Genomic DNA, 24,296 nt, shown 5'->3' on the forward strand with positions numbered 1-24,296 from the left:
CATATTTTCCAAGTTTCTTGCGACAATATAGTTCAGTAGCATTGTATTTTTTGAAATATGTTCTATCATAGTGAATGGAAACGTTTTCTTAAAATGGTGAGTACATACCGAACTGTACAAGAAATGCGCTGCAATCGTCAGGATTCGTAGGTGTAGAAGTAGATGGAGGGACATAGAAGCATGCAGGAATGGAAAGTATCTGGTCAACCGGGTCAGAAACGGATTGATATTGAAAGCCGGTTTCGCCCGGAAATCGAAGGGTTACGCACGGTAGCTGCCTTACTCGTTGCGATCTATCATATTTGGTTCAATCGTGTCTCAGGAGGTGTCGATGTCTTCTTCGTCATCTCGGGTTTTTTGATCACGACATCGATTATCTCGACGATCAACCGGACAGGGGAGTTCAAATTCCTGCCGTACGTCACAAAGTTGCTGAAACGACTCTTGCCATCCGTTTTGTTCATCTTAGGCGTCGTGTTAGTACTAAGCACATTTTTATTACCGGCATCGATTCTTGGGAAAACAATTCGTGAAGTCGTCGCCTCGATGTTCTTTTATCAAAACTGGCAACTCGCCGTCTCAAGTACGGATTACTTAGACGCGACCCAGATGAAGTCACCCGTCGAACATTTTTGGGCGCTATCGATCCAGTGGCAGTTTTATATGATTTGGTTCGTCTTGTTCTCGTTCATCTTATGGATGATGAACAAGTATCAGATTCGATCGATTAAAACCGTTTTAAATGGGTTGCTTGGATTCCTATTCGTCACGTCACTCGCGTACTCAATCTACCTGACAGAAGTCAATCAGCCGTGGGCGTATTTCATTACGCCGACGCGGGTCTGGGAATTTGCCTTAGGTAGTCTGTTATGTGTGAACTTATCGGCGATTCGTGTTCCGAAGTGGATAGCGACGATCATCGGCTGGGTCGGTTTGCTTGGCTTGCTGACGACTGGTGTTCTGTTTAATGTCTCGCAAATGTTCCCTGGCTATATCGCACTCTGGCCGATGACGTGCGCCTTGATGATCGTGTTATCAGGAACGCAGGAGACACGATTCGGATTAAAACGATTCCTCGGATCAAAGCCGATGGTCAAACTCGGCGGGATCGCGTTCGGGATTTACCTTTGGCACTGGGTGTTGCTTGAGTTCTATCGCTACAATGTTCAACAAACGCCAGGTCTGCTCGTCGGTACACTGATTATCGTTGCATCGATCGGTTTATCCTACTTGATGACGGAATGGGTTGAAAAACCGATTCGCACTTCGACTGTCAATCGGACAGCGTTCAAGAAGCTAGGTGCGCTGTTGACGGTCAACGTTTTGTTGATTGGATCCTTACTCGGACTCGCTTATATGGAGGAACAAGAGCTAAAACAAGCTGTCAGCAAGAATAAGTATCCGGGTGCCTTAGCGATCGAACAGACAATGCCTGTACCGAAGCAAGATCCTTTCCCGTCTTATGCGAACGTCTTCAATGACTTACCGCTCGTCCATACGGATGGTAGCAACCAAGGACTGCAAAAGACGGAAGCGAAAGTCGGTGAATACGGGAAGACGAAGGATTATAAAGCGACGATTGCGCTCGTCGGAAGCTCGCACTCGGAGCAATGGTTCGGTGCATTGCATGAAGCAATCAAAGGAACGGACATCCGTTTACTCAATCTGACGCGGTCAGGAACACGTTTTTCGACCGGCTATGAACCGGACTCCTTAAAAGGAATCTGGAACCAGAACGTCTTGAACTATTTGAAGGATGCCGATGTTGATTTGATCATCTCGCACGTGACTGCAGCGGATGCTTCAAAAGACAGCATCCATCAACAAATGGTCGACCAGATGCAGTTCGTCAAAGACGAGTATGGGATCGATGGTCTAGCACTCCGGGATAATCCACGATACGATTTCAACGTACTCGAGGCGCTCGAGACGACAAGCATCGCGGATACGACGAAACAGATGAATACGCAACCGAACCAAACGGATGAGGCGTACTGGAAACAGTTTGAAAAAACGAACCAGTCGCTCCATAAGCTGGATTTGACGCGTTACTTCCACGTCAAAGGCGAGTATCGCCCTGTCATCGGCAATGTCGTCATCTATCGTGACAACAGCCATATGACGAATACGTATGCGGAAAGCTTTGCTCCGATGTTCAAGAAAAAGCTCGACGAAGTGCTCGCGGACAAATTAGCGAGTACAACAGCTAACACGAACCAATAGAAATTTAGAGCGTGTCGTGAAGCTTAACGAGGAGGAAATAAAAGAAACCATGGCAAATATTACGGCAAAGTTTAATCGATGCTTAAAACTAATCGAAAAATACCCACAAGCTTTCAGAGTGGGAAATGGGTCAACGGAAAATGAGATTCTTGAAGTCGAACATCGTCTTCAGGTCACGTTTCCGCCAATGTACAAAGAATTTCTAAAAAAATTCAGTTATCTGGCTACGCATGATGAAGAGATCTGGGGAATCAGTCCATCAAACAACCAGTTAGATCTTGTATTTAGACTTGAAAAATATAACGAGGAACTCCGTAGCAAATCTCAAAGTGAAGTTCCTTCACATTTAATCGGAATACAAATGGAAGACTTTAGTTCATCGCTCATTTGTCTAGACTTACAAGCCTTGACCTACAATGATCAAGAGGCAAAAGTATGTTTTTACCCAAGTGATGATGAACCATATTATGCAGATTCCTTTACGGAAAGATTATTTGAAGTGTGTGATAGTGGCGTGTCAACGTATTTAGAGGATATAGAGGACGAATCCTCTACTCCAATCGAAAAGGTGAGTGCGATCAAGACGGAGCATAAGGATATTTATTCCGAAGCAAAAGCATTGATCCATGCACATCCAGAGTTATCTGAGTTTGGAGAAGGGATTTCGGACGCTGAAGTCGAGGTAATTGAAAAAGAGTTAAACGTCACCTTACCTGAAAGTTACGTGACATTCATGAAAGAATTCGGAGGGGGTATCTTTGGAGACAACCAGTTTTTTACGATGTTCAATGATGAATTAGTAAAAACGAATCTCGAATTGTATCATCCAACAGAATTTGAGCATGCTCTTTCAAAACATCTAGTGGCTGTCTATTTTGATGATCTTGAGGAATTTTATGCGTGTCTTGATTTCAAAAATATAGTGAATGGTGAGCCTAAAGTAGTGTATCGAGAAGTGAACGTACCGGAAGAAGACTATGATGATCGTGATGCATTCAAATCGTTCTCCGATTTTCTCTACTACATTATTCAAGACACCGTTGAGGTCAATAGCTGATATCATCCGATCGACTACGTAAATGCTCGATTTTTCCGTCAAACGAATAAGCAACGTAATGAAACGGCTTGAGTCCAGAATTCAAAAGGACTCAAGCCGTTTTCCTATTCTTAGCATCACTTAACGTATGGACCATGCAGAAGGGCTGAACGAAAACACAGAAAAACTCCCTTCAAAATAAACGGTTGAAAGAATGAAACCGTCTGTTTTGAGAGGGAGCGTTTATTCAACAGATTGAAACAATTAAACAGAATAACTGCCGTCCGGTTGTTCACGTAATTCGAGTGCTTCAGTGCGAACCTGTGGATTCGTCCCGAAGTACGCATCGACGACGCGGGAAGCGGCGAAGCCGTCCTCCATCGGACCGTACGTCGCACGGAACGTATCGAGTTGCGCTTGATACATTTTCGTCAGACGCGGAATGTCCGATAAGGCGTGAAGCAAAGCCTCTTCCGTCTCTAAGATGGGTCCCGGAAGATCGTTGTAGTAATCGAGATAGAATCCGCGTAGCGTGTCCCGATAGAGGTCAAGGTCATACGCATAGAACATCATCGGTCGATTCATGTTCGCGAAGTCGAAGAAGACAGAGGAATAGTCCGTGATCAGCAGATCCGTGATCAAATACAGTTCTTGAATATCCGGATAGGCTGTCACGTCAATGAATTGTTCCCGGTGCTGTACTGGAATCTTCGGTTTTTTCGTGACAAGCACGTGCGTCCGAATCAAGAAGACGTACTCATCGCCTAACGCTTCCGCGACCCGGTCGAAATCAAACGGATAGTCGAAGTAGAACTTCCCTTTGCCAAGCGATTGATGATCGCGGAAGGTCGGTGCATACAAGATGACTTTTTTGCCTTCCGGTAGTTGCAACTGCGTCCGAATCCGATCGATCGTTGCTTCATCATTCGCCGTAAAGAAGAGGTCATTTCGCGGATAACCGGATTCGACGACAGGACCGCTATACTGGAATGCACTTCTAAAGATGTTCGTCGCATAAGGACTCGGAGACAAGAGGACGCTCCATTGCGCGATCGAATTCGTCACTCGTTCGACGTAACCTTCATCCCGTCCATGGATCTCATCTAAGTCGAACAACATCTTCTTCAACGGCGTGCCGTGCCACGTTTGGATGTACTTCGTCTCTTTCCGCCGCGTCATGTAGTGCGGGAAGTTCTGATTGTTGACCCAGAACTTCGCCGTCGCCATGTAATAGAAGTAGGCAGGAGACAGGCGTTTGACGACTTTTGCGTTCGGATCACCAAGATAGAGCTTTTTGTTATAGATCCACACGACTTTATAACCGAGCGCTTGTCGCTTCAGTTCTTCGTAAATGTAGCGAGGACTGTCCGCGTAATGTTTACCGAGTCCGCTCTCGAAGACGACGAGTTTCGGGTCGACTGGTAAGACGCGTTGCATGAGTCGATATCCTGCCTTCATTGTCGGGAAGTAGAACCGGCTCCGACGATAGACTTTAAAGAGGATGTTCGCCGCTTCGTTCGTCTGAATCTTTTCCAAAAGACTTGTCTGTTTTGTATAGTTCGCGATCGTTTGATAGACCTGATCGGAATAGGTCGTATCCGTTTTCGTCAGGAAGACGTCAGCGCGGCGTTTGAATTCGTCATCCATCTCAAAATGACGGCGTGCCGTCGCATCGAGATCCTCGAACAAGTCATCGATCGTCTTCGAGATCCGCCCCGGTAATTCGTTTTCGAGATCGAGATACGAACCGAGCGGACCGATGAAGCGTTTCGGGTCGAATTGCAGGTAATGGACCGGTCGCTTCAAGAAACTGAAGTCAAAGGCGACACTCGAGTAGTCGGTCACGAGCAAGAGGCTCTCTTTTAACAACCCTTGGACATCACGTTCGCCTTGATGGATGACCGTGATCGGTAAGTTCTCGAAGTGACTAGAATATTGCTGCATGTTCGGGTGCAGGCAAAGGACGATCTCGAGACGATGTTGTTTTGCGTATGCATGCAGACGCTCACTCGATAGGAACGCTTGGTACTGCTGATAATATTCCGATTCGAAGAACTGGAGTGGCGTCTGTAGCCACGAGCGCCACGTCGGAATGACGAGCATCTGACGTTTGACTGGGACGTCATCATTCAAGAGGGCATCGAAACGAGACAAACCGGTGATTTTGACCTCTCGCTCAGCGTAGCCCATGTCTTGTGTGACAAGTCGTTTCTCACGCTCGGAACTGACGAGGAACAGATCCGTATCGAAGGCAGCGGCAAATTTCCCGTATTGGTCATTCATGTTCTTCGTTCCGAGAACCCCGTGTTGGATGAAGACACGATCCGCCCGCATCTTCCGTTTGAACGGTTCGGACCGGAGCGGATACAAGTATTCCGCATGATGTGTCCCGATGACCTTCTTCGCCATCAACGAGTGATAGATGTGTTCCTTCGATTTGATCGGCAAGACGTTTCCGAGCGGAGCGACTTGTGCGTATTCGTTCGACGTCGGATCGATGACGTAATAGACCGGTCGCTCCGGATAGGTTTCGCGCATGTATTTGAAGAAATGATACCCGTTGTCCTGCGCTTTATACGGGCGTTCTCCGACGAGCCACGTGTTCTTCTCGGCAAACAGCCGGTAGAGCGGGGCGAACGTCATCAGGTGATTTAGATAGGCGTAATTTTCATTCGTAAACTCGGTCATCTCAAACGATAGATTCCGGTGACCGACCGTGTAGTACGGAATGATATGCATTGTCGACGTATCATCTTTCCCTAACGCTTCCGGTGTCAGTTGACGCGTGATGTACCGGGCGCGACCGAGACGGTGTAATTTTGGTTCCGACCGGTGATAGAAGTCGAGTGCGACGAAGGCGTCATACACCCCTTCTTGTAATTGCGCTGCTTGATAGAGTTGTGACCAGTGGATCGTCGCCGTGTAGTGATAACGATACAATCCGAATTTTTTCGCACTTGTCTCATTTTGGTACAACCAATCGATTGGGACCGGGACTTGATTGCCACTTTCCCGGTGCACGAGGAGCAACCGTCCCGTCTTGACGAACGCGTGACGGGTAAAGGCTTTCCCGCTGATGATCGTCGTCGCTTTCGTCTCATTGCGGACCGCATCAATCTGAATCTTCGGCTTCGTCTGCGGTTCTTTATTCAACAATAGACGCAGGTTGCCTTTTAAATCCGTATACAATTGGACGAATTCGTTGAACGTCTCATCCATCAACGGCGCGAGCGGCGCAGGAATCTGCGTGTCAACGAAACGTCCTAGCAGAATCTCGCGGGTGAAGACGGACGCGTCGAGCGTAGCATGACTCGGTAAGCCGTCAGACTCCCATTTGTGTAATTGTTCTGGTGTGAGGTGTTCGACTTTTTTCGTAAACGTCAGCCAGAGTGAAAAACGACCGATCGGATAGGCAGTATCTTGATCGGCTTCGACAGACTCGATTTCAGCGAGTCCATCCTCTTCGACTGTCGGAACGTCCGCATCCTGCATCTGAGCAGCATGTTGACTCAGCTGAGAGACGAGCGTATGCGGCAGTTGGAAAGAGAAGCGATGATCGTGCTGTTGGTTCGGCACTTCAAGGACCGTCTCTTGCAATCGATCGCGAATGAGTAAGGACGTGATTGTCAGCAACGGATCGTTCAATTGACCGGATAGCGTATAGTCTGTCGGTGAGGAGTGAATCTGTAACGACTCTTTTAACACCGATCGTTTAAGTTTCTTTGGTTTCTTCGGAAGTACAGTGTGCCCGAATCGAAGCACCCGGAGAACAGATTTAAACAGCATGGAATCAAGGGACCTCCTACTAGGTGATATTTTATGAAAGCGTTATCTTCCATTAGCATTCTATCACAATCAATAGCTAAAACATCCCAAAATTTGAAAAACAATACGGACTTTGGTGGGTAGACGAAAAAAACCTTCTCACATGGGAGAAGGTCAATAACCGATTAGTCGAGCTCACTTAAAAGCGTTAACCAGTTTGTCGTAAAGAGATCATTAGAAAACCGATTGATCGAGTGCAGGGCGGCTTCCCCCATTTGACGGCGTAGAGCGGGCTGCTCCATCAAGCGGATTGCTGCTGCTGCAAAAGCTGACGTGTCACCAGGTGGAACGATATAACCGGTCGTCCCGTGCGCGATGATTTCACGCGGACCATAACAGATGTCATAGGCGATGACCGGAACACCGTGCCCCATGCTCTCAAGGATCGCCATCCCGAACCCTTCGGATTGCGACGTGAAGATCGTTGCGACGGCGCCATGATAGGCGTCTTGAATGTTCGTGATGAATCCGTTGAACCGGATTTGTTTCGTCAGTGACAGTTCCTTGATCAACGCGTGGAGATCCTTTTCGAGTTGATCGTTGTAACCGAAGCCATAGAAATCAAGGAAAGCATTCGGATGCTGGTCGACGATCTTCCGCATGATACGGATACTGGCAGCGACATCCTTTTTGATTTGAATGCGCGAGACGACGATGAACCGATTTGGATCAGGTTCAGGAAGAACCGTATAATCCGCTTCCGGCACCGCACCGACACCGTGAGGAATCGCATGGAACGTCTCCGGATGACCGAACTGATCGGTCATATGTGCTTGTTGCCGAAGGGTTGCCGTGATGACTCGATCCCACTCGTCGATACGACCGAATAACGTATCCCAGACACCGCTGACCGTTGCCGTCTCGTTGAAGGGGGAGACGAAGTGATTGCTGTGTCCGAAGGCGATCTTTTTGATGTTCGGATGTTTGATATCCAAGATGACTGCATCCAAATTCTTTTTCGGTAGGTTGGCAAGACGATCTCGGTATTCTGACGAGATCAGGACCGCCTTATGCTGACCTAACAGCTTATTCAAGACGAACGTATTAAAGGTCGCCGGATCATTGAACTGTTTTTCCTGACCGGCTTCGAAATAAAACAGATGACTCCAGTCCGCTGAATTGATTTTATGCCAAATCGTTAAATAACACGTCCCGTCACTATGGAAGAAGGAGCGAGAGACCGGCTTGTTCGACGTAAACGAATACTGGATCGTCTGCACCAACTGGCCGTTATCCAGATATTCTTCGCGGCGCAGGCGATGACGATTCTCTGAAAAATAATCGATGAAGCTGAGCTGATCATTCGCGTCAAACCGGGCGTACTGGACGTATGTACCATTGTCGAACAACCGATACGAATCTTTTTCGGCGCGACTCGCGTCAAGGAACAACGTATACCGCTTTTCCCAGCGTGGAATCAATTCGGCTTTCGAAGAGACGACGGACCGTTTGTCTGCCTGGCGACGTGCTAAAAAATTAATGACGTTGACGACTTGGATGCGAGGATCAAGCAACCGTGCCTCGACCATCTCTTGACGAATCGTTTCAAGATTCGGTTGAATCCCTAACGTCACGAGCGTCACGTTTCGCTCCGGATCAGCCGCGATGATCGCGTTCGCTCGTTTAATGACTGCTTTTGATAAACCGCCACGCTGGGTCGCTAACGTATTCAATGTAAAAAACAAATCTCGTTTCATAGGGCATCTCCTTATATAGCGCTTACAATTCTACCTAGCGTCATGAAATGTGAATCTCTTTGGTGAACCTTGCCCATACTATAGCATACAATGTTGGAATAATAAGGAACCTAGGGATGAAATGAAGATGTCCCTAGGCGTATCGTTAAGCTTCATGAATGGGTTGAATGAATGAACGATTGGCTGTGATGTACGTATCCTGAGCCGTTTTCAAGCGTGGGGTGCCTTTAGATGACAGAACGATCTTCTCAATCGAAAGAACCGTATCCGGTGTATTTTTCGTTGGTAGTTCGTTTTTAAAGTCACGATCAGCATACTGTTTACATGTCTTCAAAATCCGCACTGTTGTCGGAAGATCAGTCAGGTACGTCTCGTCATCAATCATAGGCGGAAGATGGATGTATTTTTTATTTGCCGTGACGTAAGCACCGTCAACCGTGACGAGTCGTGGTGTGCCGGCCAGTGTCAACTGAAGATCGGAAATCGCCAGCAATTGCCCGACTTCAAGTGCTGTCTGCTTATGCTCGAATTCCAGATCGTCATACAAGAAAGCCTTCTCGAGTACAACGACTTGCGTCGGTGCATCGACATGATACTTCGTCGCGTCGATTTTCTGTACAGGTGATCTGGATTCCGCTGGACGAAACTCGACTTTAAGTTGCTGGTAATGCAGATGCATCCCATTTACACTACTCGGTAACGTCATCCGGACGACGAACGGATGATAGTCGTCATGGATCAGCATCAATTGGAATGGATATGAATGTCGTTCGAGTGCCTCCGTCGGAATGAATAATTCAGTCCCTTCGATCTGGAACGGGACGGCGGTTTCCGTTGCTTCATCGTTCGGCGCGATCAAGAGAACTTGATCGACCGAAGCCGTGTCGTCTTTGAGTAATTGTACGATTTCATAGAAGACACCATCAACGAGACGCGTGCCTGCATACGTAGCAAAGAACGGCTCAAGGACAGGTCCGAGATGATGTAATGATTTTGGCATCCGGAAATAAAGGCGGTTCTCCGATACATAGCGCCGGGCTTTATGTTTTTGGACGAGGAGCGTGATGAAGGCGACGAAGCTGTCGTAATCTTGTTGCTGAAGTAAGGCGTACTGCTTTTGGAAGATGTCATCGAAAATGAAATCGGCTGGATCTGCACCATGACGTTCAAAGATTGTGATCATCTCGCGGAATAAATCAAAGAAGGTCTGATGTTGCGGATGCTCAAGGAACCGTTTGTTGTTGAACAGACGGGAGAGGAAATCCATCTCGATCAGACGGCTCAAGGCATGAGTCTTGGCGACTGTCGGAATATCCAGTTCAAGCGTTTTCTCAAGCACCTGTAAATTAAAGGTCGTCTTCTCGAAGATGCTCGTCTGTCCGACTAACGAATCATTCATCGCGAATCGGTTGACGTGATAGACAGGTGCCGGATTCATCGAAGCCGTTTGACATTTGGAGATGGCTTCGAAGAAGAAAAGTTTATCTTCACCGAACTGCATCGGGCTGAACCGGATGTTATGCTCGATCAAGACGGAGCGCTTCAGGATTTTCCCAGGGGGTCCAACCGCGCGAAATACTTTGTCGATTTCATATGGAACAAGCTGATTGGCAGTCGTGAACGATGCGAACCGCCCGACTTTTTGAATCGACGTGTCGGTATGCTTGATCGTTTGACCGAATGCGATATCGGCATCGTTCGAAGCGGCTTGTGCGACAAGCTGAGGAAATCCAACCGGATCGAGGCGGTCATCAGCATCTAAGAACGTGACGTATCTACCTGTCGCCTCTTCGATTCCGACGTTTCGCGGATGGGCAGGACTTCCCGTATTTTCGGGGAGTGCGATGATGCGAATGAAATCCATCGTTTCTGCAGCCGTTTGGAGAATCGATAACGACTCGTCGGTCGAACCGTCATCAACGAAAATCGCTTCCATCGTTGAATGGTCAAGCGTGAGTGCCTGAATCGACGCGATACACGTCAAGAGATACGTCGCTTTATTGTATACAGGAATGATAATTGAAACAATTTTTCCCAACAGTAATTCCCACCTTAAAGAAAATATTTTAAAAAATACCATTTGAACTGTACCACAAAATGGATGCTCTTAAGCTTAAGAAAGGTGAGAACATACAAAAAAGGACGATGACCCGATCAAAGAAGGGAGTCATCGACCATTTAAACGCGGTCATAAAGCACTGGAATTACTTGATTCCAATGTTCTCAAGATATTTTTTTTCAGAGTCATCGATTTTACGGCTGATTTGTTTCGTATACGTCTTCCGCGCGTAAGTAGATCCTTTTTTCTGATAAATGGCTCTTTTTCCTCCAGATGATTGGTCGTAATAGATTTCGATTAAATCTTGATCCTCATAGACGATGACGCCCGTTTCACCGGTGTTTCGCTTCAATTGTCTGTTGTCCTGCTGTTTCTTTAAGTACTGGTTTTCCGATTTAAAGACTTGATCGATGGCTGCATCATATTTCTTTTTTGCTTTCTCACTCGTCGTATTTCCGTCTTGATCGTAATCACTGCATCCCGCTAGGCAGACGATCGAAAAAAGGAGGAAAGATAAAAGTTTGATTTTCAAGAACGAACACCTCCGAAGTACACGTTTTGTATTACCGATAGTGTACATCAAGGCAACCCTTCATATGTAACGTACTTGAGAAATAGGGAAGTGCCTTAGAGTGGGCATGTTATAGTTCAATCGCATCGATGACGCCTTCAGGATACTCCCAGACGTTTCCTTCGATGAGCCATTGGTGGTGGCAGTTCGGACAAGCGACTTCCGAAGAGAAGTCATACTGGATTTCAACACCTAAGCGCCGCTCCTCGTGCGATACACTATGTAAATCTTCAATGAGAATCTCATCCTTGAATTTCTCACGACAACGTGGGCATTTGAATTTCGAATAATGACTGATGACCGTATCCATTCGATTCAACTCCTAAATAAAGAATTAGTATCGTATACAGTATAATGATAACGCTTACATACAAACGTGTTGATTTTGAATTGTAATCAAAATGGAATATATCAACTGAATTGGATTTTGATATATAGAGATCTCGAAAAAAATTTAAAAGGAATTACCCGTACTTATACATCCGTTCAATCCAATTGAGGCATACTTTTCTTCTAGATCAGTAAAAAGTGCCTTAAGATATAAGTTGAAACCACCATATCATTACAGCTTTTAAGAGAGGTGAAAATCATGTTAGAACTCGAAGTGTTATATATTGAGAAAAATGCAAATAATGAGTTGGATATTAACTATTTTGATCCAAAAAATGAACTATTGATCTTTATGTTTCAAAAGATGTTGAAAAAATTAAAGGTACAATTTCCGAAATACAGTTCGCTTTATGTTATTTTTTATGAAAGTTTAACAGAAGAAGAAAAACTAAAAATCAGAAGTGAAAATGGTGAAGGACGCGAATATTATTTTAAAGAAGCTAAGATGGAGGAATTAAAGTCAAAAAAGAATTTAGATTTTTTAAAAGAAACGTTGAATACTTTATTAGAAGGAATTAGACATTCAATATTCCGAGAATGTATAACCGATGATGAATTAAATAAAATAGAAAATTATGTGTATGAACAGAACTTTATATTCGTACAGAACATAGGCAGGAAAAATAACAAAACGAAAACAATGAGAGCTACTCTAAAAGCAAAATTGACACCTGTAAACCTAAATTTGTTTCTAGTGATTACTGATATGAAGTCTCGGAAAAGCCTATATGATGGATGTATATTTGAATTACCGCAATCAGTCATTATACCGTTAAGAAGTATATTAAACCCTATCTCTTTATATGGATATGAATTGCATTGGGAAAATGAGAATACGATCGACATCATCATAAACACTGTGGGAGATAGATTACGAACAAAAATTTATCGGAAGAATGATGACTCTGTTTTGGTTAAGCAACAAAAAATAAAGGCTTAAAGAAAACATTATTTTTTATCAAGTGATTGCGACATGGAGTGTTCTTAACATGCAATTCTTTTCTTCTGCTCACTAGATGCTACACTTAGACTAGCTATTACACATAAAAGGATGATATGGATGTGGAAGGCACTAATGTTTAATTCTGTTTGGATGGGTATCACATTGCCAATTCTTTTGAGTATTACTTTTACAATTTTATCCTCTCTATTCGTTTCTGGTAATAATGGTGTTCTCATGATTGTCGTTGCGTTAATCATTGGCATAATTGATGTTTACCTATCAATTCGGATTTGGATATGGATCGAAGGAAAGTCCTACAAACGAAAACGGTACATGTGAGTGAAGCCTAACGGATGAACATTTTAAAAAGTCGCTTTATTTTTTTACATTGTTATAAGATGGCTTCGGTATTGAACCGGAGTCATTTTTGTCGTTTTCAGATGTCACGATACCCTCCATTAGGAAAAAATAAAAAATCCCAAAATTGTATTATGAAATATATAATATATGGTAGAAGATATTTATTGGAAATGACATTTTTTAATGTCATGAAATGAGGATATAAAAATATGAATTACATAGAACACTTAGAAGCCCATTGTGGTGAAAGTACTGGTCACCTTGAGATGGAAGAATTACAAGATCATGCGATTCAAATGTTGCAGTTTCAAAATGCACCGTTTGCGAATGCGAATACCGTGACATCACTTGGATTATTGCATCAGCCATTGCAATTCGAGAACGGTGCCGTTATCCATCAAGAAGTGATGCTATCTGTCATGCAACAAGATGCCGAGTCGGATTTAATTGAATTGATCTATCGCTTGACGCTGGAAGCATTAAAGACTGGACACGCTTATGATTTAGGCGAGTACTTACCGATGCCGGTTGGGTTGTTATCGAAGTACGACTTCGCTGCCCTATACGTGACGACACCGTTCTATTTTGAAGAATCATTTCAAGTCTATAAAGGTAACGCGGCATTCGGGGAACCGGAGACGGTGTTACCAGTCTGGTTCGTACCCATCTTTGCTTCGGAAGTCGCTTACATCGAACAATACGGTACTGAGGAATTTAATGAGATGATGTATGAAACTGAGATGCAGCTACTTAATTTAAAGCGACATCCGCTCGTGGGAGACGATGAAGGAATTGAAGAATCGATTTTTAACAGGGAGGTATTCGTTTGCGAATGCGAAATTACCGACGCCCTTTTTGAAGACGAGATCCAACGACCGTTAGTACTAAATGGACCGTTAGCGAAGGCGTATCACATGAGTGTTGAATCGGGAGAACAAGGCGATAAAGATCAAAATGAAACTTTCCTGTTTGATTTTCTAAATCATCAAAATCGTTTTCCGATCTACGCGACCTTTTTTGCTTTTGAAGAGGAAGACAAAGACAACAGGGCTTTTTTCTCGCAACATCATATGTCGTTCACTTCACATGTCTTGTCTAGACAGAAACAAACGAACGGTTGGTTACGTGGAAAACGAACATCGACAAGTGAGAGTCATTTTTTCACGGTAAAGATTGAAAATGCTAGGATGCTCGAACTCATCCTTGAACACGCTTATAGAGTTGCGTCGATGAACGAACTGTTCATGTTTTCGTATTCCAATCGCTTGTCGATTCAACAAGAGGTCGAAACGACGTACCGAAAAACACGTGTCTTAGAAGATCGGTTCGTTTATCCGGAAGATACGACCGTCGTGATTGTCGGTCATGATGGAACAATGCTTTATCTGCTATCGAACGAAGAACACTTCGCTTATGATCTTCGGACGGACTGGGCGAAACGACTACGACAACAGTTACCGAACGATACGATGATTCGCCAGCTGAATGGCGAATTGTTCGCAGACCTATAAGAGTGGAGGGAACTTCATGCAACTCATCAAACCAATGAACGGTCAGAATCATTTTTGGCTGTTCGAAAAGGATGGACGGACACTCTATACGTTTCACGGCATCATGGGAGAGAGATTGAAAGAACCAATGAGCGAGCAAAAGTTCTCGCGCTTTTTTAATCTGGATGCCTACATTGGGGAGCTCGTAGCAGAGAAAGAAAAGGACGGATACTCGGTCGTTCAAGAAGCGGATTACCACGAAGTTGTCGTCGAGATCTTTTGTCAGGATACAGAGTATGACGTCATCTTTGAGCATCGTTTGAGCATTGAAGAAGACCTCAATGAATTTCTTTTTGAAATCGGCAATGGGTATTTTGTTGAAGATGAATATGGTCCAGAAGCGATCGAATTCGTCCTTCATATCTTGGAGCCGTCTTATATCATTGAACCCGTCATTGATTATTTTAAGGAACAGTTTAATCTGAAGAAAATCCGAATGGGACAGGCAAAAGTTCATTACGGCAGACGTTTGACCGGACTTTATCCTGCAGGCAAGAATTTTAACCGGAAAAATTGAACGATGACGACACAGATTGGAGATACAGTATGAACGAGCTGACAATCGACGAATATTCTTTTCAGTCGAAGAGTATCCAACATATGCTTCAGACATCCGAAATCAACGTGCTTGGTCCATTGCAAACTATCTACGAAATCATGTGTTATGACCATACAGTAGGTAGTTTTACCAGTGAATTGACGGAGGCAGTATTATATGACACGCTGGTTCGCTTCAATCATTTTCCTTTATATATCACGACTAATTTTGATGAGATTCGAGAAGATGAAATGGACCTCTTAGAGCGTTTAAAATTGCGACCATTCGTTTGCCACGAACATCTCCGGTACGAAGGCGATCAGCGACGTACCAGTTTTTATTGTTGTATCGAAGTGTTGAATGCGAATGATCTGTGTTTCGTCTTAAAAGAATCCTTCTTTCGAGCTGCTTATAGTGAAACGTTCCTCATCACGTTCGCTCGACCCACATTTGAATTAAAAACCTCTGGAAAATGGATTTTTAAAGAAGCGAAATACACGCATGTAATTGATGCACGTGATAGATTGCCGTTTATCCTTCCATCGCATGATGCGCTCGGTTTCATGTGGTTTTCGAATGGAGATGCCTTTCAAACCGTCGATCAGCTAAAAGCGACTTTACCAACGGATTATTCAGATTGATTATGCACTAAATACCTACAAATAATTTAATTTAAGATCAAAGGAGTCATACAGAATGACATATCAAAGTGGATTACCTGGCGTTACGGAAGAGAGATTACAAGAAGTAGAGGCAGTACTCGGCTTCGAGCTTCCGAAAGAACTACGAAATAGATACAAGCACGAAAACAAATTCAGCGTTGGCGAATGGGAGTTTCATCCGATCAAGGACGAGCATTATATCAAGCAGACATGGGATGACCTTGTTCGTGTCAATTTGACAGATACAGAAGAGTATCCAGAAGGGTTCTTGCGGATTGCGGCGGACGGAACAGGTGACGAACTCGGATATCAGCTCCCGGACAAAGAGACAATCGTCTTATGGGATCATGAGGAACAAGAGCTGTTTCCGATAGCACCGACACTTAAAATGTTTATAAAAAAGGAACAGAGCGCGGAACAAGCAGAACTTTTCTTAGAGACGGTTCTTGAAACGAGAGCTGTCTATGGTCTATCGAAGTTGGAACAGTCGGGCTGGGCGTACTGTCCGTCGAATCAAGAGGAAACAGACGTCCTATTATTCTTTTCGACGGAAGCGGCGGCAAAAGCACTGCAGACGAAGGAATGGGCGAACTATCATCTGATTCGCTTAGACCTGGATTTGTACATGAATGGCTGGTTACCGAGCATGATTAACGACGGACTGTATTGTGGCTTGGATTGGGGACCGGAGCTCGTCGGACTTGAGCTGGATCCAGAAGATGTCCTAGCAGATCTGGAGGGTTAACATGATTCAGACACTCAGTAAACAGGTGGATGGCATTACGTACTTTTGGTACTTGTATCGTGATGGTCGAACAATCCAGACCCATCACGGTGTCACCGAGCAATGGAAGCTTGATCAAGATGTCAGCGATGAGAAGGAAGAACAGTACTCGACGAGGCGTCAAGCGAAACGACGGATGGAGGAACTAATTGCTGAAAAGCAAGCGGAAGGATACAAGCAGGATGATATTTACGGGATACAACCCGGACGAAAGGAACGCGAGAAGTTTCGACGACGGACGTCCTGGTTCGCCTATATCCTTATGGGACTAGGTCTGTTTCAGTTCGTGACACCGTTCTCTGTCTTACCAATTGTAGTATTTGGAATGGGTATTCCCTTGATGTTTTTAGCTTTTATCGGTAAAGATTATCTTCCTACATGGCTTCGAATTGTCTGCTTCATTAGTTACTTTTTCATGCACGTGATTCATCAGCAGGAATCGTACATCCCGTATCTTTTCCCGGTTCTTTCGATAGGCACGGGAATACTATTATGGTTTCATCTTCGAAAAACGAGACAACAAATAAAAGTGGAGCAATGACATTTTTAAAAGGAGATGAAACATGTCGCTTCTAGATAAGTTATTACAAGACCCTATCGTTTCTGATCTACCACGTCTTCACACCGCTCTTCTTGCCAAAAATCGTGGCTTACGCAAAGAGTGGTTAGTACATATGGATAGATTCATTGAAGAAGCGAATACGTGGAACTTCGAGTGACAACGGACGTTTGTGAATTGGTTATTGTCCACCTGTGAAGGAGAGACAGACGCTTCGTTTCTCTTGATTCATCCGCTAAAAGAACGTCTTCTAAAACCGACTTTGAAGAAGTGGATGAAAGAGCTGCCGGATGACGTCCGACCGTATCGCTAGTATGGTCTTTTCATTGATGAAGATGACCGTTACATCTACTTACAAGAAGCGATTACACGTGGGGGAGGACGGGAGCAGTTAGCGATCGAGAGAATGATTGATCATCACTTGTATGGACTTTGGCATTCTTTCCACCATCTCGATGAAGACTTGTATTTAGGAGAAATAAAAGAGGATGCAGCATCCTTAACAGAGGCTTGGTTACTAATCGAGCAACTTGAAGATGCGGTTTTGAAATCGACATGTATTAACGAATGGAAGAAGATGAATCAAACCTTAACGGATTGGATTCGTTTCCGGAAAGAGCAAACCACCGGATTCATGGAGTGGCGGATGCAACAAGAATCAAAGGGTTAAGTTTGATTAATCCAATGGTATTAGCAAGTTGGAAATGTCCTCCCCGTTATATTTAAGAAAGAGGTATACACCATGAAAAAACTAGGCACGTTTATAAGTCACAAAGGAAATCTAATCGTCTCGGATCCGGCTTTCCTTGAGCCGGATGAAGAATACAACGTGACAATTCCAGTTGAACAAGGTTCGATTTGGATGGTCTTCTATGACGAAGATGAGTTCGAATCAATCAATTTGCTTTACCTAACAATGAATGAAGAAACGAAGATGGATCCACCGGATTTTGAGCCGCTATCCGATCTAGTCGTCGTCGATTCAGCGCAGCTCGTCGTCATGAACACAGCGGATTACGGGAGACGGGAAGCCATCGATTGGGAGATTCGAAATACGTTGGAGTTCGACGACGAGATCGACCCGTTCTATATCGCGATCTCAGACGAAATGATGGAAGACGAGATCTTTCTGTTTCCGTTCGGTGTCGCCGTTCAGTTAATGGGAGACGGACACTATGAAGTCCTTGTCCGAAGGGAAAATGGTAACATGACAGGGATTGCGATCGTCCTCGGGGAACATGAGGCTTTTGAAGAACACGATGACGAGGAAGACGTGTCATTAGAAGACGTTGAAATGCCAATCATCAAGAAAGAAAGAAATCCATCAGGAGCTGATGATAGGTTTCTGGCGAATGTACTAGCTTCCATGGAGAGATTTTATGGAAAAGACCACAAAAAACTAAAATACAGTATTCCAATCAAGGGGCAAAAGGTAAGTCACGAGCTTTGTTTGTATGATCGCTTACCAAAAATTCAAAGCTACCGAGTGTCCGTGGAGAGTCCTTGTCCAGAAGCCCGCCTCCAAGCATTCGAGACCAATCATTTTGCGATTCCGGAGTGGTATAAAGATATTTTACGAGTCTGTAACGGTGTGCGTTTTTCCGAAGAGTTGAACTTATACGGTATACCGCTGACGAGCTGGAACGGGTTATCGCATGAGATCCAATACAATCTCTCGGTTAGTCTTGATGAATACGCGTTTACCGAGTTCGATGCGATCCGCGACAAATACTTCTTTTTTGGTTCGTCGTTTAAACAGGACGAATACTATGCGGTATTGAAAGAGCGTCCAGACGAAGCTGTCTATTGCTTTGATTATAGAACGTTAAAACTCAAACCGAAGGCAACGACTTTCCAAGATATCGTCCGTGATGCATGGCGCGCGTGTAATCTGAAAGCACTCCATAAAAGAATGTGAGGATGATCTCATGAAAATAATCTATTCCCGTGAAGACTTACTCGCACTCGAGGATCCCTTTGAATATGAGGTTGGATTGCCAATCCGCATCAGAGAACTTCCGGCTTCCGTCATCGAAGAGGAGCTTCCGGATAGCCGCGAACAATTAGATCGCCTTCTGAAAGAGGGCTATACCTTGGTCATTCAAAAACCGCGAATTCCAAACCCTCCCGTATTCGCAGGGTTATCCGTGATAGCGGAGAACACGGTCATGAAATTATATGTCTACGAGGCGAATCATTGTGAGGATGCGTTATGGGATGTCCTGTCCGAGAATGAATACAATCGCCACTGGGCATATTTTTTAATGAAGAAAATCGAAGGTGTCAGATTCGAATTGCCTTATACGAATGAAGCTCAAAGTTCGCTGAAACTGTCTAATCTCAAAACAAATGAACTCGTACATCTACGATTTGAAACCAATCAAAGCGTAACGTGTCAATGGGAATGAAAAAGTAGATACTTCATGAAAACGTATCTTGAAGAGCATAGCGATGCGACACGCATCTTTCAATGGCTTGCGGATGCGAGTTCATCAATTCGCTGTCTATGTGCAGTCGGTGAGATGCTTTTGTTTCCAGAAGACATCGTCCAATTCAAACAAATCAGTAGTGAGATGTTCCGTGACAAGCTAGCGAAAAAGCATGCGCTGAGCACGTATCGCTTTTATGTAGTAGTGTGTGTCGGAAATGAGTTTCAGTCCAAAAGAATCTTTGATTATTACAAGCTGTGGCGTCTACTCGAACGAGAAGAAATGCTCGAGGGCTTCATCTCTCGAATAGAAGTACCGGTTCAAGTGGGAAAAGAACCGTACTACGTTGGGATTGCTGAATTTGGCATCAAACAGCTCACAACAGCCATCGAGATGATTAGTGATTCACCAGCTATGTATACCATTATTTGTGCGAATCATGATCGACCGTCACACTGTCAGGAGTTACTTGATCAGGTGCTCGACAACGGCTTAACAGAGAGTGGGGGTTTGCCAGTCGTCGAGATGGTCACGACACTGACCGCACAAGGTTATGCCATCTGCACGTGGGTAAGTTCGAGTGAAGAACAGGAACTACAGTGTTTTTATACGGCAACCTTCTTATAACATTTTAGAAAGAAGGAATTCGATGAGTCTGCGTGGCGTATCGTTTGAAATTCCGAATGAACCGGGACGTGTCTTGCTCGACATATTAAGTGCGATCGAGATGAAAGCGTATGACTGGTTTCTTCGTAACTTTGATTTTCCGATCCAAACCATGGATGGGGACTTGTATGACAGTTTAGAAGAGTTTTCAATCGATCGGATAGCGACAGGACATGAATTAGCAAAATGGCTAAGGGGACCAAGCAATTACCTGATCTTTGCTGAATTGTTTGCATTTCAACGTGGTCAGACTGAAGAAGTGGGAACAAGTTATGAGTGGTTTCAGGAAAGCAATTGTCAAATCGCGATTTTGGTATATGACTGCATGTACGTCGATATCTATTGCAAGGAGCAGCACGTATCTGAAGCATTTTATGAGAATGCGATGAAACGTGGATATACCGGAATCAAGTGGGTGACTGATGATAATGATCCTCGGACTCGTTTGTCGGTATGGGCAGAATAAGACACTGTTCAGACGAATAGATGTAATCGGTAAGCGTTCAAGATGAGAGATATGAACTACGAAGTGTTGATAAAAGGAGAGAAAAATCATGAACCAAGAGATGGAGGAGTTTGTTCAAGCGGTCCATCGGACGGTCGTTCAGGACGGTATGGCAGATTATAAGGACATCTATGAAGAAGAAGTCGATCCAAACGTCAATGACTATACGGCCTGCATCGCGTTTTACCAACAGTCGAGCGAAGCGGATCAAAAACGAATGAGACAGATGATTGAACAGACGATCATCGATACGGTTTCCCATGTATTTAGTATCATCGATGGGAGTTCAGGACTAAATGGATCTGCGCTTGAAGCGAAACTGGCACTTGTCCGAGTTGACGAAGCAGGAGATCCGGTCGATACCGTAGAGACAGATGGTGCATTGCAAGATACGTTTTTAGGCTACATAGAAGATCGTGACTTGAACGCATTGTGATGGAGGGAGCGGAAACCACTCATGATCCAACTGACAAAACAAAACGGCTCGGATACGCTCTACCAAACAATCTATACAGAGGGACGCCTCATCGTTCAACATCAAGGAATCGTTGGAGCGTGGGTGAAAGCAGAAAACGTAAAGCAAATGCGCGTCTCGCGCTTCAAACGATTAGGTGTACAGATATTGCAGCTGATCGAGAAGTTTGAACGTCAAGGCTATCGCGAGCTGAACGAGACCGATTATACGGAACTGGTTGTCCAGTTTTCTTATGAAAAGGATCAGGAAGAAACAGCGCTCGAGCGACGTCACATGATGGAAGAAGTAATCAATGATGGTTTGCTTCACACGGGGAACGGCTACTGCGAAGGGGGAGATGTCGGCAGTGGTACGACGAATATCTTTTACTATGTCCATGATGTCAAGACAGCCATTACACTAATTTTTGAAGAAATGAAAGCACGCGATGTACAAGACGAACCAAAAATTGCAGTACAAGAAGGAGCAGCGTACACCGTTCTATATCCTCAAGGAGCGCCGTTTGATCTGATTGGTGAAGGTAAACCATGGAGCTGGATTCCGATGACGCAATTGGAGGATGAGAAGGTATGGCACGTCATTGATCAACAATTTCAGTTCACACCGAGCACGACAGTCTTCCCCTCATACCGTGCTCCGAGTCCGTTCATTACATACGAAGTGGATTATAAGAAACGAGAAGAAATCGAACGAGAACTAGAACGTATTCTGATCGAGCTAACTGTTGAAGGAGAACGCGTCATGGCGCTCGATTGGAATCATCAAGGGTATTGGATCGACCCAAGACGTCCGTTTCTTCGCAATGAAGAAGGAGACTGGATGATTCCAGCAGTTCCAGATGGCGATTACTCCTTTTTCATCGCTCGTGATTTTCGCTGGGGATATCTCGGTCATCCCTGGGAGGGTAGCATCACGTTGTTTGGAGAAGATCTGATCTCTGCGTTTCAAAGAACGGAGATTTTTTCGAATGAAATCCGTAGAGGATAAAAGGAGGACAGGAAGTGAGAACACCATACGAAGAGTATCACAGAACCGCATTATGGCAGGTCATCTCGGAGACAATCAATGAATTAGTCGACAATGATGATCTTGAAGAACGGACGACGCATGAACATATCGTGGGCTATCTTTGTAGCAAACTAGAAGGTCGTATGAAAGATGAAAAATAAAAATAGGATGCTGGTTGAACGAGACGACTGGATCGATGTGTTCCGGGAACTGCTACCACGCGACGATTGGCAAGACCTCGTCCGTCTTCAAGTGAGTCAGCATTCGTATCCGGTTGAAGTAAAGTTATTGGACCGACCTCTCAAACAGAATCTACACATCGACGATTTTTCAGATTGGACGGTCCGATCTCACATGATTATGACCGACGACTCACAGCTTGAAAGATTTCTCGAACACCTTGTCATCGAACAGCAGGAAATGGCGACTAAAGCAGAAGTGACGCTCATTATCCAAAAACAAGGACAAGGAATCGTCCGAGTCACGAACGATTGTGTCTCGATGTATGGAGTCGCATATGAAGAGCTCGATAATGCAGGGACAGAATATGAGAAATTTTTCGATGCGATTTTACCGCATGCCACGTTTCCGGTCGAGGTCATTTTTTGTGGTCGGGATGTTTTAGAAAATGATGATTCGATTCACGTGATGACGTTGCACGATTCCAATTGGCAAGCGGTGTTGGAAGAACATGTATTGCATTTGCTGAATCGCAAGGAAGTGACGTCAGGATTATTTTCGAAAGATGCACGTCCCACGCAGCAAACGCTTGAGGACTTTATGTCTGAATTCTCGTTATTGATGCCCTATAACTTCATCGTGACCCGCGATGCAACAGATCGATTTGGCATGCTCGATCACTTTTGTACGAATGGAAAGATCGCGCATTTTGGAAAGATGAACAATGGAAAGACGTCTTTCAACTACCGATGAAAACATCACACATAAGGAGGAAGCACAATGAGCTTAGCATCATATATTTGCATGGAGAGACAAATTCCTGAACAGTATCTCAATTTAGATGAAAAAGATGAAACTGTTCCTTTATATATCGGTCCCTGTTTTGCGGATGAAGACTGTCTGTATGAAGTAAAAACGAAGCATTTTCATAAATGGTATGTATATGAAATTTCGAGTCACTGGGGCATCGAGATTGTTGAACCTTTTGATTCCGAAATTGCACTGGAATCGAAAGAAAAGCTGCGTTATCTGTTTACGTTCATGAATGACTTCTTAGACGAGGGTGAATCGTTCGAATTGTATACTTGTTGGATTGGGGAAGAATCCGATCCGCAAGTGAAAAGTATGACGTTATCATTGGCACTTGATCAGTTAGAAGACATTGAGATTCCTGAAAGAACGCATATTTTGATCACGAAACAGAGTAAAAACTAAAAAGCCGCTGCTTCACAGCGGCTTCAGTTTATTTGGTTCACTCTTGTGCATAGACGATGTCTGCGATGGCATGGACCTGAGCAAGCGTCATTTCGGAATAGAATTCGATCGACAAAGGATGATCCGTCGGCTCGAGTTCAAAGAAAGGAAGTTGACCGGTTCCTTCATCATGGACCATCACTTTTAAGTTGACGGTATCCGGGTAAGCGGGTAGATCGCTTGAAAACCAGCCGAACATCGGCTCCTCAATCCGAGAACGTTTTTTCTCGATGAAGCGAGCGAAGTTGTCAGGACTCAGGCTCACCCATGTAATCCACCAGAAGGGTTCGTCTTGTCCAGCAATCGGGAGTTCAAGAATGCCCTTCACGAAATAATGTGGACCGTGCAGTTCTAAGACGCACCACGTATCATGCATCTCGCTTTTCGTTTCTTGCTCTTTCTCAGACATTTGTTCGTAGTAGACCGGTCCGAGTGTTTCATATTCAGTCGGGAGTTCGTCGTGGCGTTCGCCACAGATGGCGCAAGGCATAAGTTTTTTCACTGGAATCACCTCTAAGTTGGGTTATGTATGTCTCGTTATCGAATGTTAGGAGAGAGCATACTTGTAGTGTAACACCCATT

The 24,296-nt window shown here is 44.5% G+C and carries 24 protein-coding genes; 18 read left to right on the forward strand and 6 right to left on the reverse strand.

Annotated features, from left to right (window positions below; genetic code table 11):
* The first annotated feature begins 180 nt into the window (after positions 1-180).
* Together ESP131_RS09305 and ESP131_RS09310 are read left to right on the forward strand one after the other, a co-directional pair.
* Positions 181-2,223 (forward strand): acyltransferase family protein, encoded by a 2,043-nt coding sequence (locus ESP131_RS09305; RefSeq protein WP_069940497.1) that lies wholly within the window; start codon positions 181-183, stop codon positions 2,221-2,223.
* 49 nt (positions 2,224-2,272) lie between these two features.
* Positions 2,273-3,280 (forward strand): SMI1/KNR4 family protein, encoded by a 1,008-nt coding sequence (locus ESP131_RS09310; protein WP_069940498.1) that lies wholly within the window; start codon positions 2,273-2,275, stop codon positions 3,278-3,280.
* A 243-nt stretch (positions 3,281-3,523) separates the two neighbouring features.
* Here the strand turns inward: ESP131_RS09310 and ESP131_RS09315 are convergent, their stop codons facing one another.
* The 5 genes from ESP131_RS09315 to ESP131_RS09335 all read right to left on the reverse strand — a co-directional run bounded on the left by ESP131_RS09315 (position 3,524) and on the right by ESP131_RS09335 (position 11,721).
* Positions 3,524-6,964 (reverse strand): CDP-glycerol glycerophosphotransferase family protein, encoded by a 3,441-nt coding sequence (locus ESP131_RS09315; RefSeq protein ID WP_231925607.1) that lies wholly within the window; start codon positions 6,962-6,964, stop codon positions 3,524-3,526.
* 245 nt (positions 6,965-7,209) lie between these two features.
* Positions 7,210-8,781, reverse strand: coding sequence for a glycosyltransferase (locus ESP131_RS09320; RefSeq protein WP_069940500.1), 1,572 nt, complete (start codon positions 8,779-8,781; stop codon positions 7,210-7,212).
* Positions 8,782-8,926: 145 nt separating this feature from the next.
* Positions 8,927-10,819 carry a glycosyltransferase family 2 protein gene (locus ESP131_RS09325; RefSeq protein WP_069940501.1) on the reverse strand — a complete coding sequence of 631 codons (1,893 nt, stop codon included), beginning with the start codon at positions 10,817-10,819 and terminating at the stop codon, positions 8,927-8,929.
* A 166-nt stretch (positions 10,820-10,985) separates the two neighbouring features.
* Positions 10,986-11,372 carry a hypothetical protein gene (locus ESP131_RS09330; RefSeq protein WP_069940502.1) on the reverse strand — a complete coding sequence of 129 codons (387 nt, stop codon included), beginning with the start codon at positions 11,370-11,372 and terminating at the stop codon, positions 10,986-10,988.
* Between the two features lie 109 nt (positions 11,373-11,481).
* Positions 11,482-11,721 (reverse strand): hypothetical protein, encoded by a 240-nt coding sequence (locus tag ESP131_RS09335; RefSeq protein WP_047395737.1) that lies wholly within the window; start codon positions 11,719-11,721, stop codon positions 11,482-11,484.
* A 279-nt stretch (positions 11,722-12,000) separates the two neighbouring features.
* Here ESP131_RS09335 and ESP131_RS09340 point away from each other — a divergent pair, with 279 nt between their 5' ends.
* From ESP131_RS09340 to ESP131_RS09415, 16 genes are all read left to right on the forward strand, one after another.
* On the forward strand, positions 12,001-12,741 hold the full coding sequence (locus ESP131_RS09340) for a hypothetical protein (protein ID WP_069940503.1): 741 nt from the start codon (positions 12,001-12,003) through the stop codon (positions 12,739-12,741).
* Positions 12,742-13,313: 572 nt separating this feature from the next.
* On the forward strand, positions 13,314-14,615 hold the full coding sequence (locus ESP131_RS09350; protein WP_069940505.1) for a suppressor of fused domain protein: 1,302 nt from the start codon (positions 13,314-13,316) through the stop codon (positions 14,613-14,615).
* A gap of 16 nt (positions 14,616-14,631) precedes the next feature.
* Positions 14,632-15,171: a hypothetical protein gene (locus tag ESP131_RS09355; RefSeq protein ID WP_069940506.1), complete on the forward strand. Its 540-nt coding sequence runs from the start codon at positions 14,632-14,634 to the stop codon at positions 15,169-15,171.
* A 29-nt stretch (positions 15,172-15,200) separates the two neighbouring features.
* Positions 15,201-15,833 carry a hypothetical protein gene (locus tag ESP131_RS09360; protein WP_069940507.1) on the forward strand — a complete coding sequence of 211 codons (633 nt, stop codon included), beginning with the start codon at positions 15,201-15,203 and terminating at the stop codon, positions 15,831-15,833.
* Between the two features lie 55 nt (positions 15,834-15,888).
* Positions 15,889-16,599: a DUF2750 domain-containing protein gene (locus ESP131_RS16525; RefSeq protein WP_083254787.1), complete on the forward strand. Its 711-nt coding sequence runs from the start codon at positions 15,889-15,891 to the stop codon at positions 16,597-16,599.
* 1 nt (position 16,600) lies between these two features.
* Positions 16,601-17,179: a hypothetical protein gene (locus tag ESP131_RS09370; protein WP_069940508.1), complete on the forward strand. Its 579-nt coding sequence runs from the start codon at positions 16,601-16,603 to the stop codon at positions 17,177-17,179.
* Between the two features lie 424 nt (positions 17,180-17,603).
* On the forward strand, positions 17,604-17,867 hold the full coding sequence (locus ESP131_RS09375) for a hypothetical protein (RefSeq protein ID WP_069940509.1): 264 nt from the start codon (positions 17,604-17,606) through the stop codon (positions 17,865-17,867).
* A gap of 72 nt (positions 17,868-17,939) precedes the next feature.
* Entirely contained in the window at positions 17,940-19,115 is a 1,176-nt protein-coding gene (locus ESP131_RS09380; RefSeq protein ID WP_069940510.1) for an SMI1/KNR4 family protein, read from the forward strand.
* 10 nt (positions 19,116-19,125) lie between these two features.
* Complete coding sequence (locus tag ESP131_RS09385) at positions 19,126-19,605, forward strand: hypothetical protein (protein ID WP_069940511.1); 480 nt, start codon at positions 19,126-19,128, stop codon at positions 19,603-19,605.
* A 15-nt stretch (positions 19,606-19,620) separates the two neighbouring features.
* Complete coding sequence (locus tag ESP131_RS09390) at positions 19,621-20,253, forward strand: hypothetical protein (protein WP_069940512.1); 633 nt, start codon at positions 19,621-19,623, stop codon at positions 20,251-20,253.
* Between the two features lie 22 nt (positions 20,254-20,275).
* A complete protein-coding gene (locus tag ESP131_RS09395; RefSeq protein ID WP_064300026.1) occupies positions 20,276-20,758 on the forward strand; it encodes a DUF2691 family protein in 483 nt (160 codons plus the stop codon).
* Positions 20,759-20,846: 88 nt separating this feature from the next.
* On the forward strand, positions 20,847-21,233 hold the full coding sequence (locus tag ESP131_RS09400; protein WP_058705264.1) for a hypothetical protein: 387 nt from the start codon (positions 20,847-20,849) through the stop codon (positions 21,231-21,233).
* A 21-nt stretch (positions 21,234-21,254) separates the two neighbouring features.
* Positions 21,255-22,259 (forward strand): DUF2716 domain-containing protein, encoded by a 1,005-nt coding sequence (locus ESP131_RS16890; RefSeq protein WP_231925608.1) that lies wholly within the window; start codon positions 21,255-21,257, stop codon positions 22,257-22,259.
* A 14-nt stretch (positions 22,260-22,273) separates the two neighbouring features.
* Positions 22,274-22,441: a hypothetical protein gene (locus tag ESP131_RS16790; RefSeq protein ID WP_197499316.1), complete on the forward strand. Its 168-nt coding sequence runs from the start codon at positions 22,274-22,276 to the stop codon at positions 22,439-22,441.
* Positions 22,442-22,448: 7 nt separating this feature from the next.
* On the forward strand, positions 22,449-23,213 hold the full coding sequence (locus ESP131_RS09410; protein WP_069941034.1) for a hypothetical protein: 765 nt from the start codon (positions 22,449-22,451) through the stop codon (positions 23,211-23,213).
* Positions 23,214-23,264: 51 nt separating this feature from the next.
* Complete coding sequence (locus ESP131_RS09415) at positions 23,265-23,675, forward strand: hypothetical protein (RefSeq protein ID WP_231925609.1); 411 nt, start codon at positions 23,265-23,267, stop codon at positions 23,673-23,675.
* 37 nt (positions 23,676-23,712) lie between these two features.
* On the opposite strand, the gene ESP131_RS09420 is transcribed toward ESP131_RS09415, so the two are convergent.
* Positions 23,713-24,216 carry a DUF2199 domain-containing protein gene (locus ESP131_RS09420; RefSeq protein ID WP_083254788.1) on the reverse strand — a complete coding sequence of 168 codons (504 nt, stop codon included), beginning with the start codon at positions 24,214-24,216 and terminating at the stop codon, positions 23,713-23,715.
* Positions 24,217-24,296 lie beyond the last annotated feature (80 nt).

The organism is Exiguobacterium sp. U13-1 (genome assembly GCF_001750115.1).
Lineage (GTDB): Bacteria > Bacillota > Bacilli > Exiguobacteriales > Exiguobacteriaceae > Exiguobacterium_A > Exiguobacterium_A acetylicum.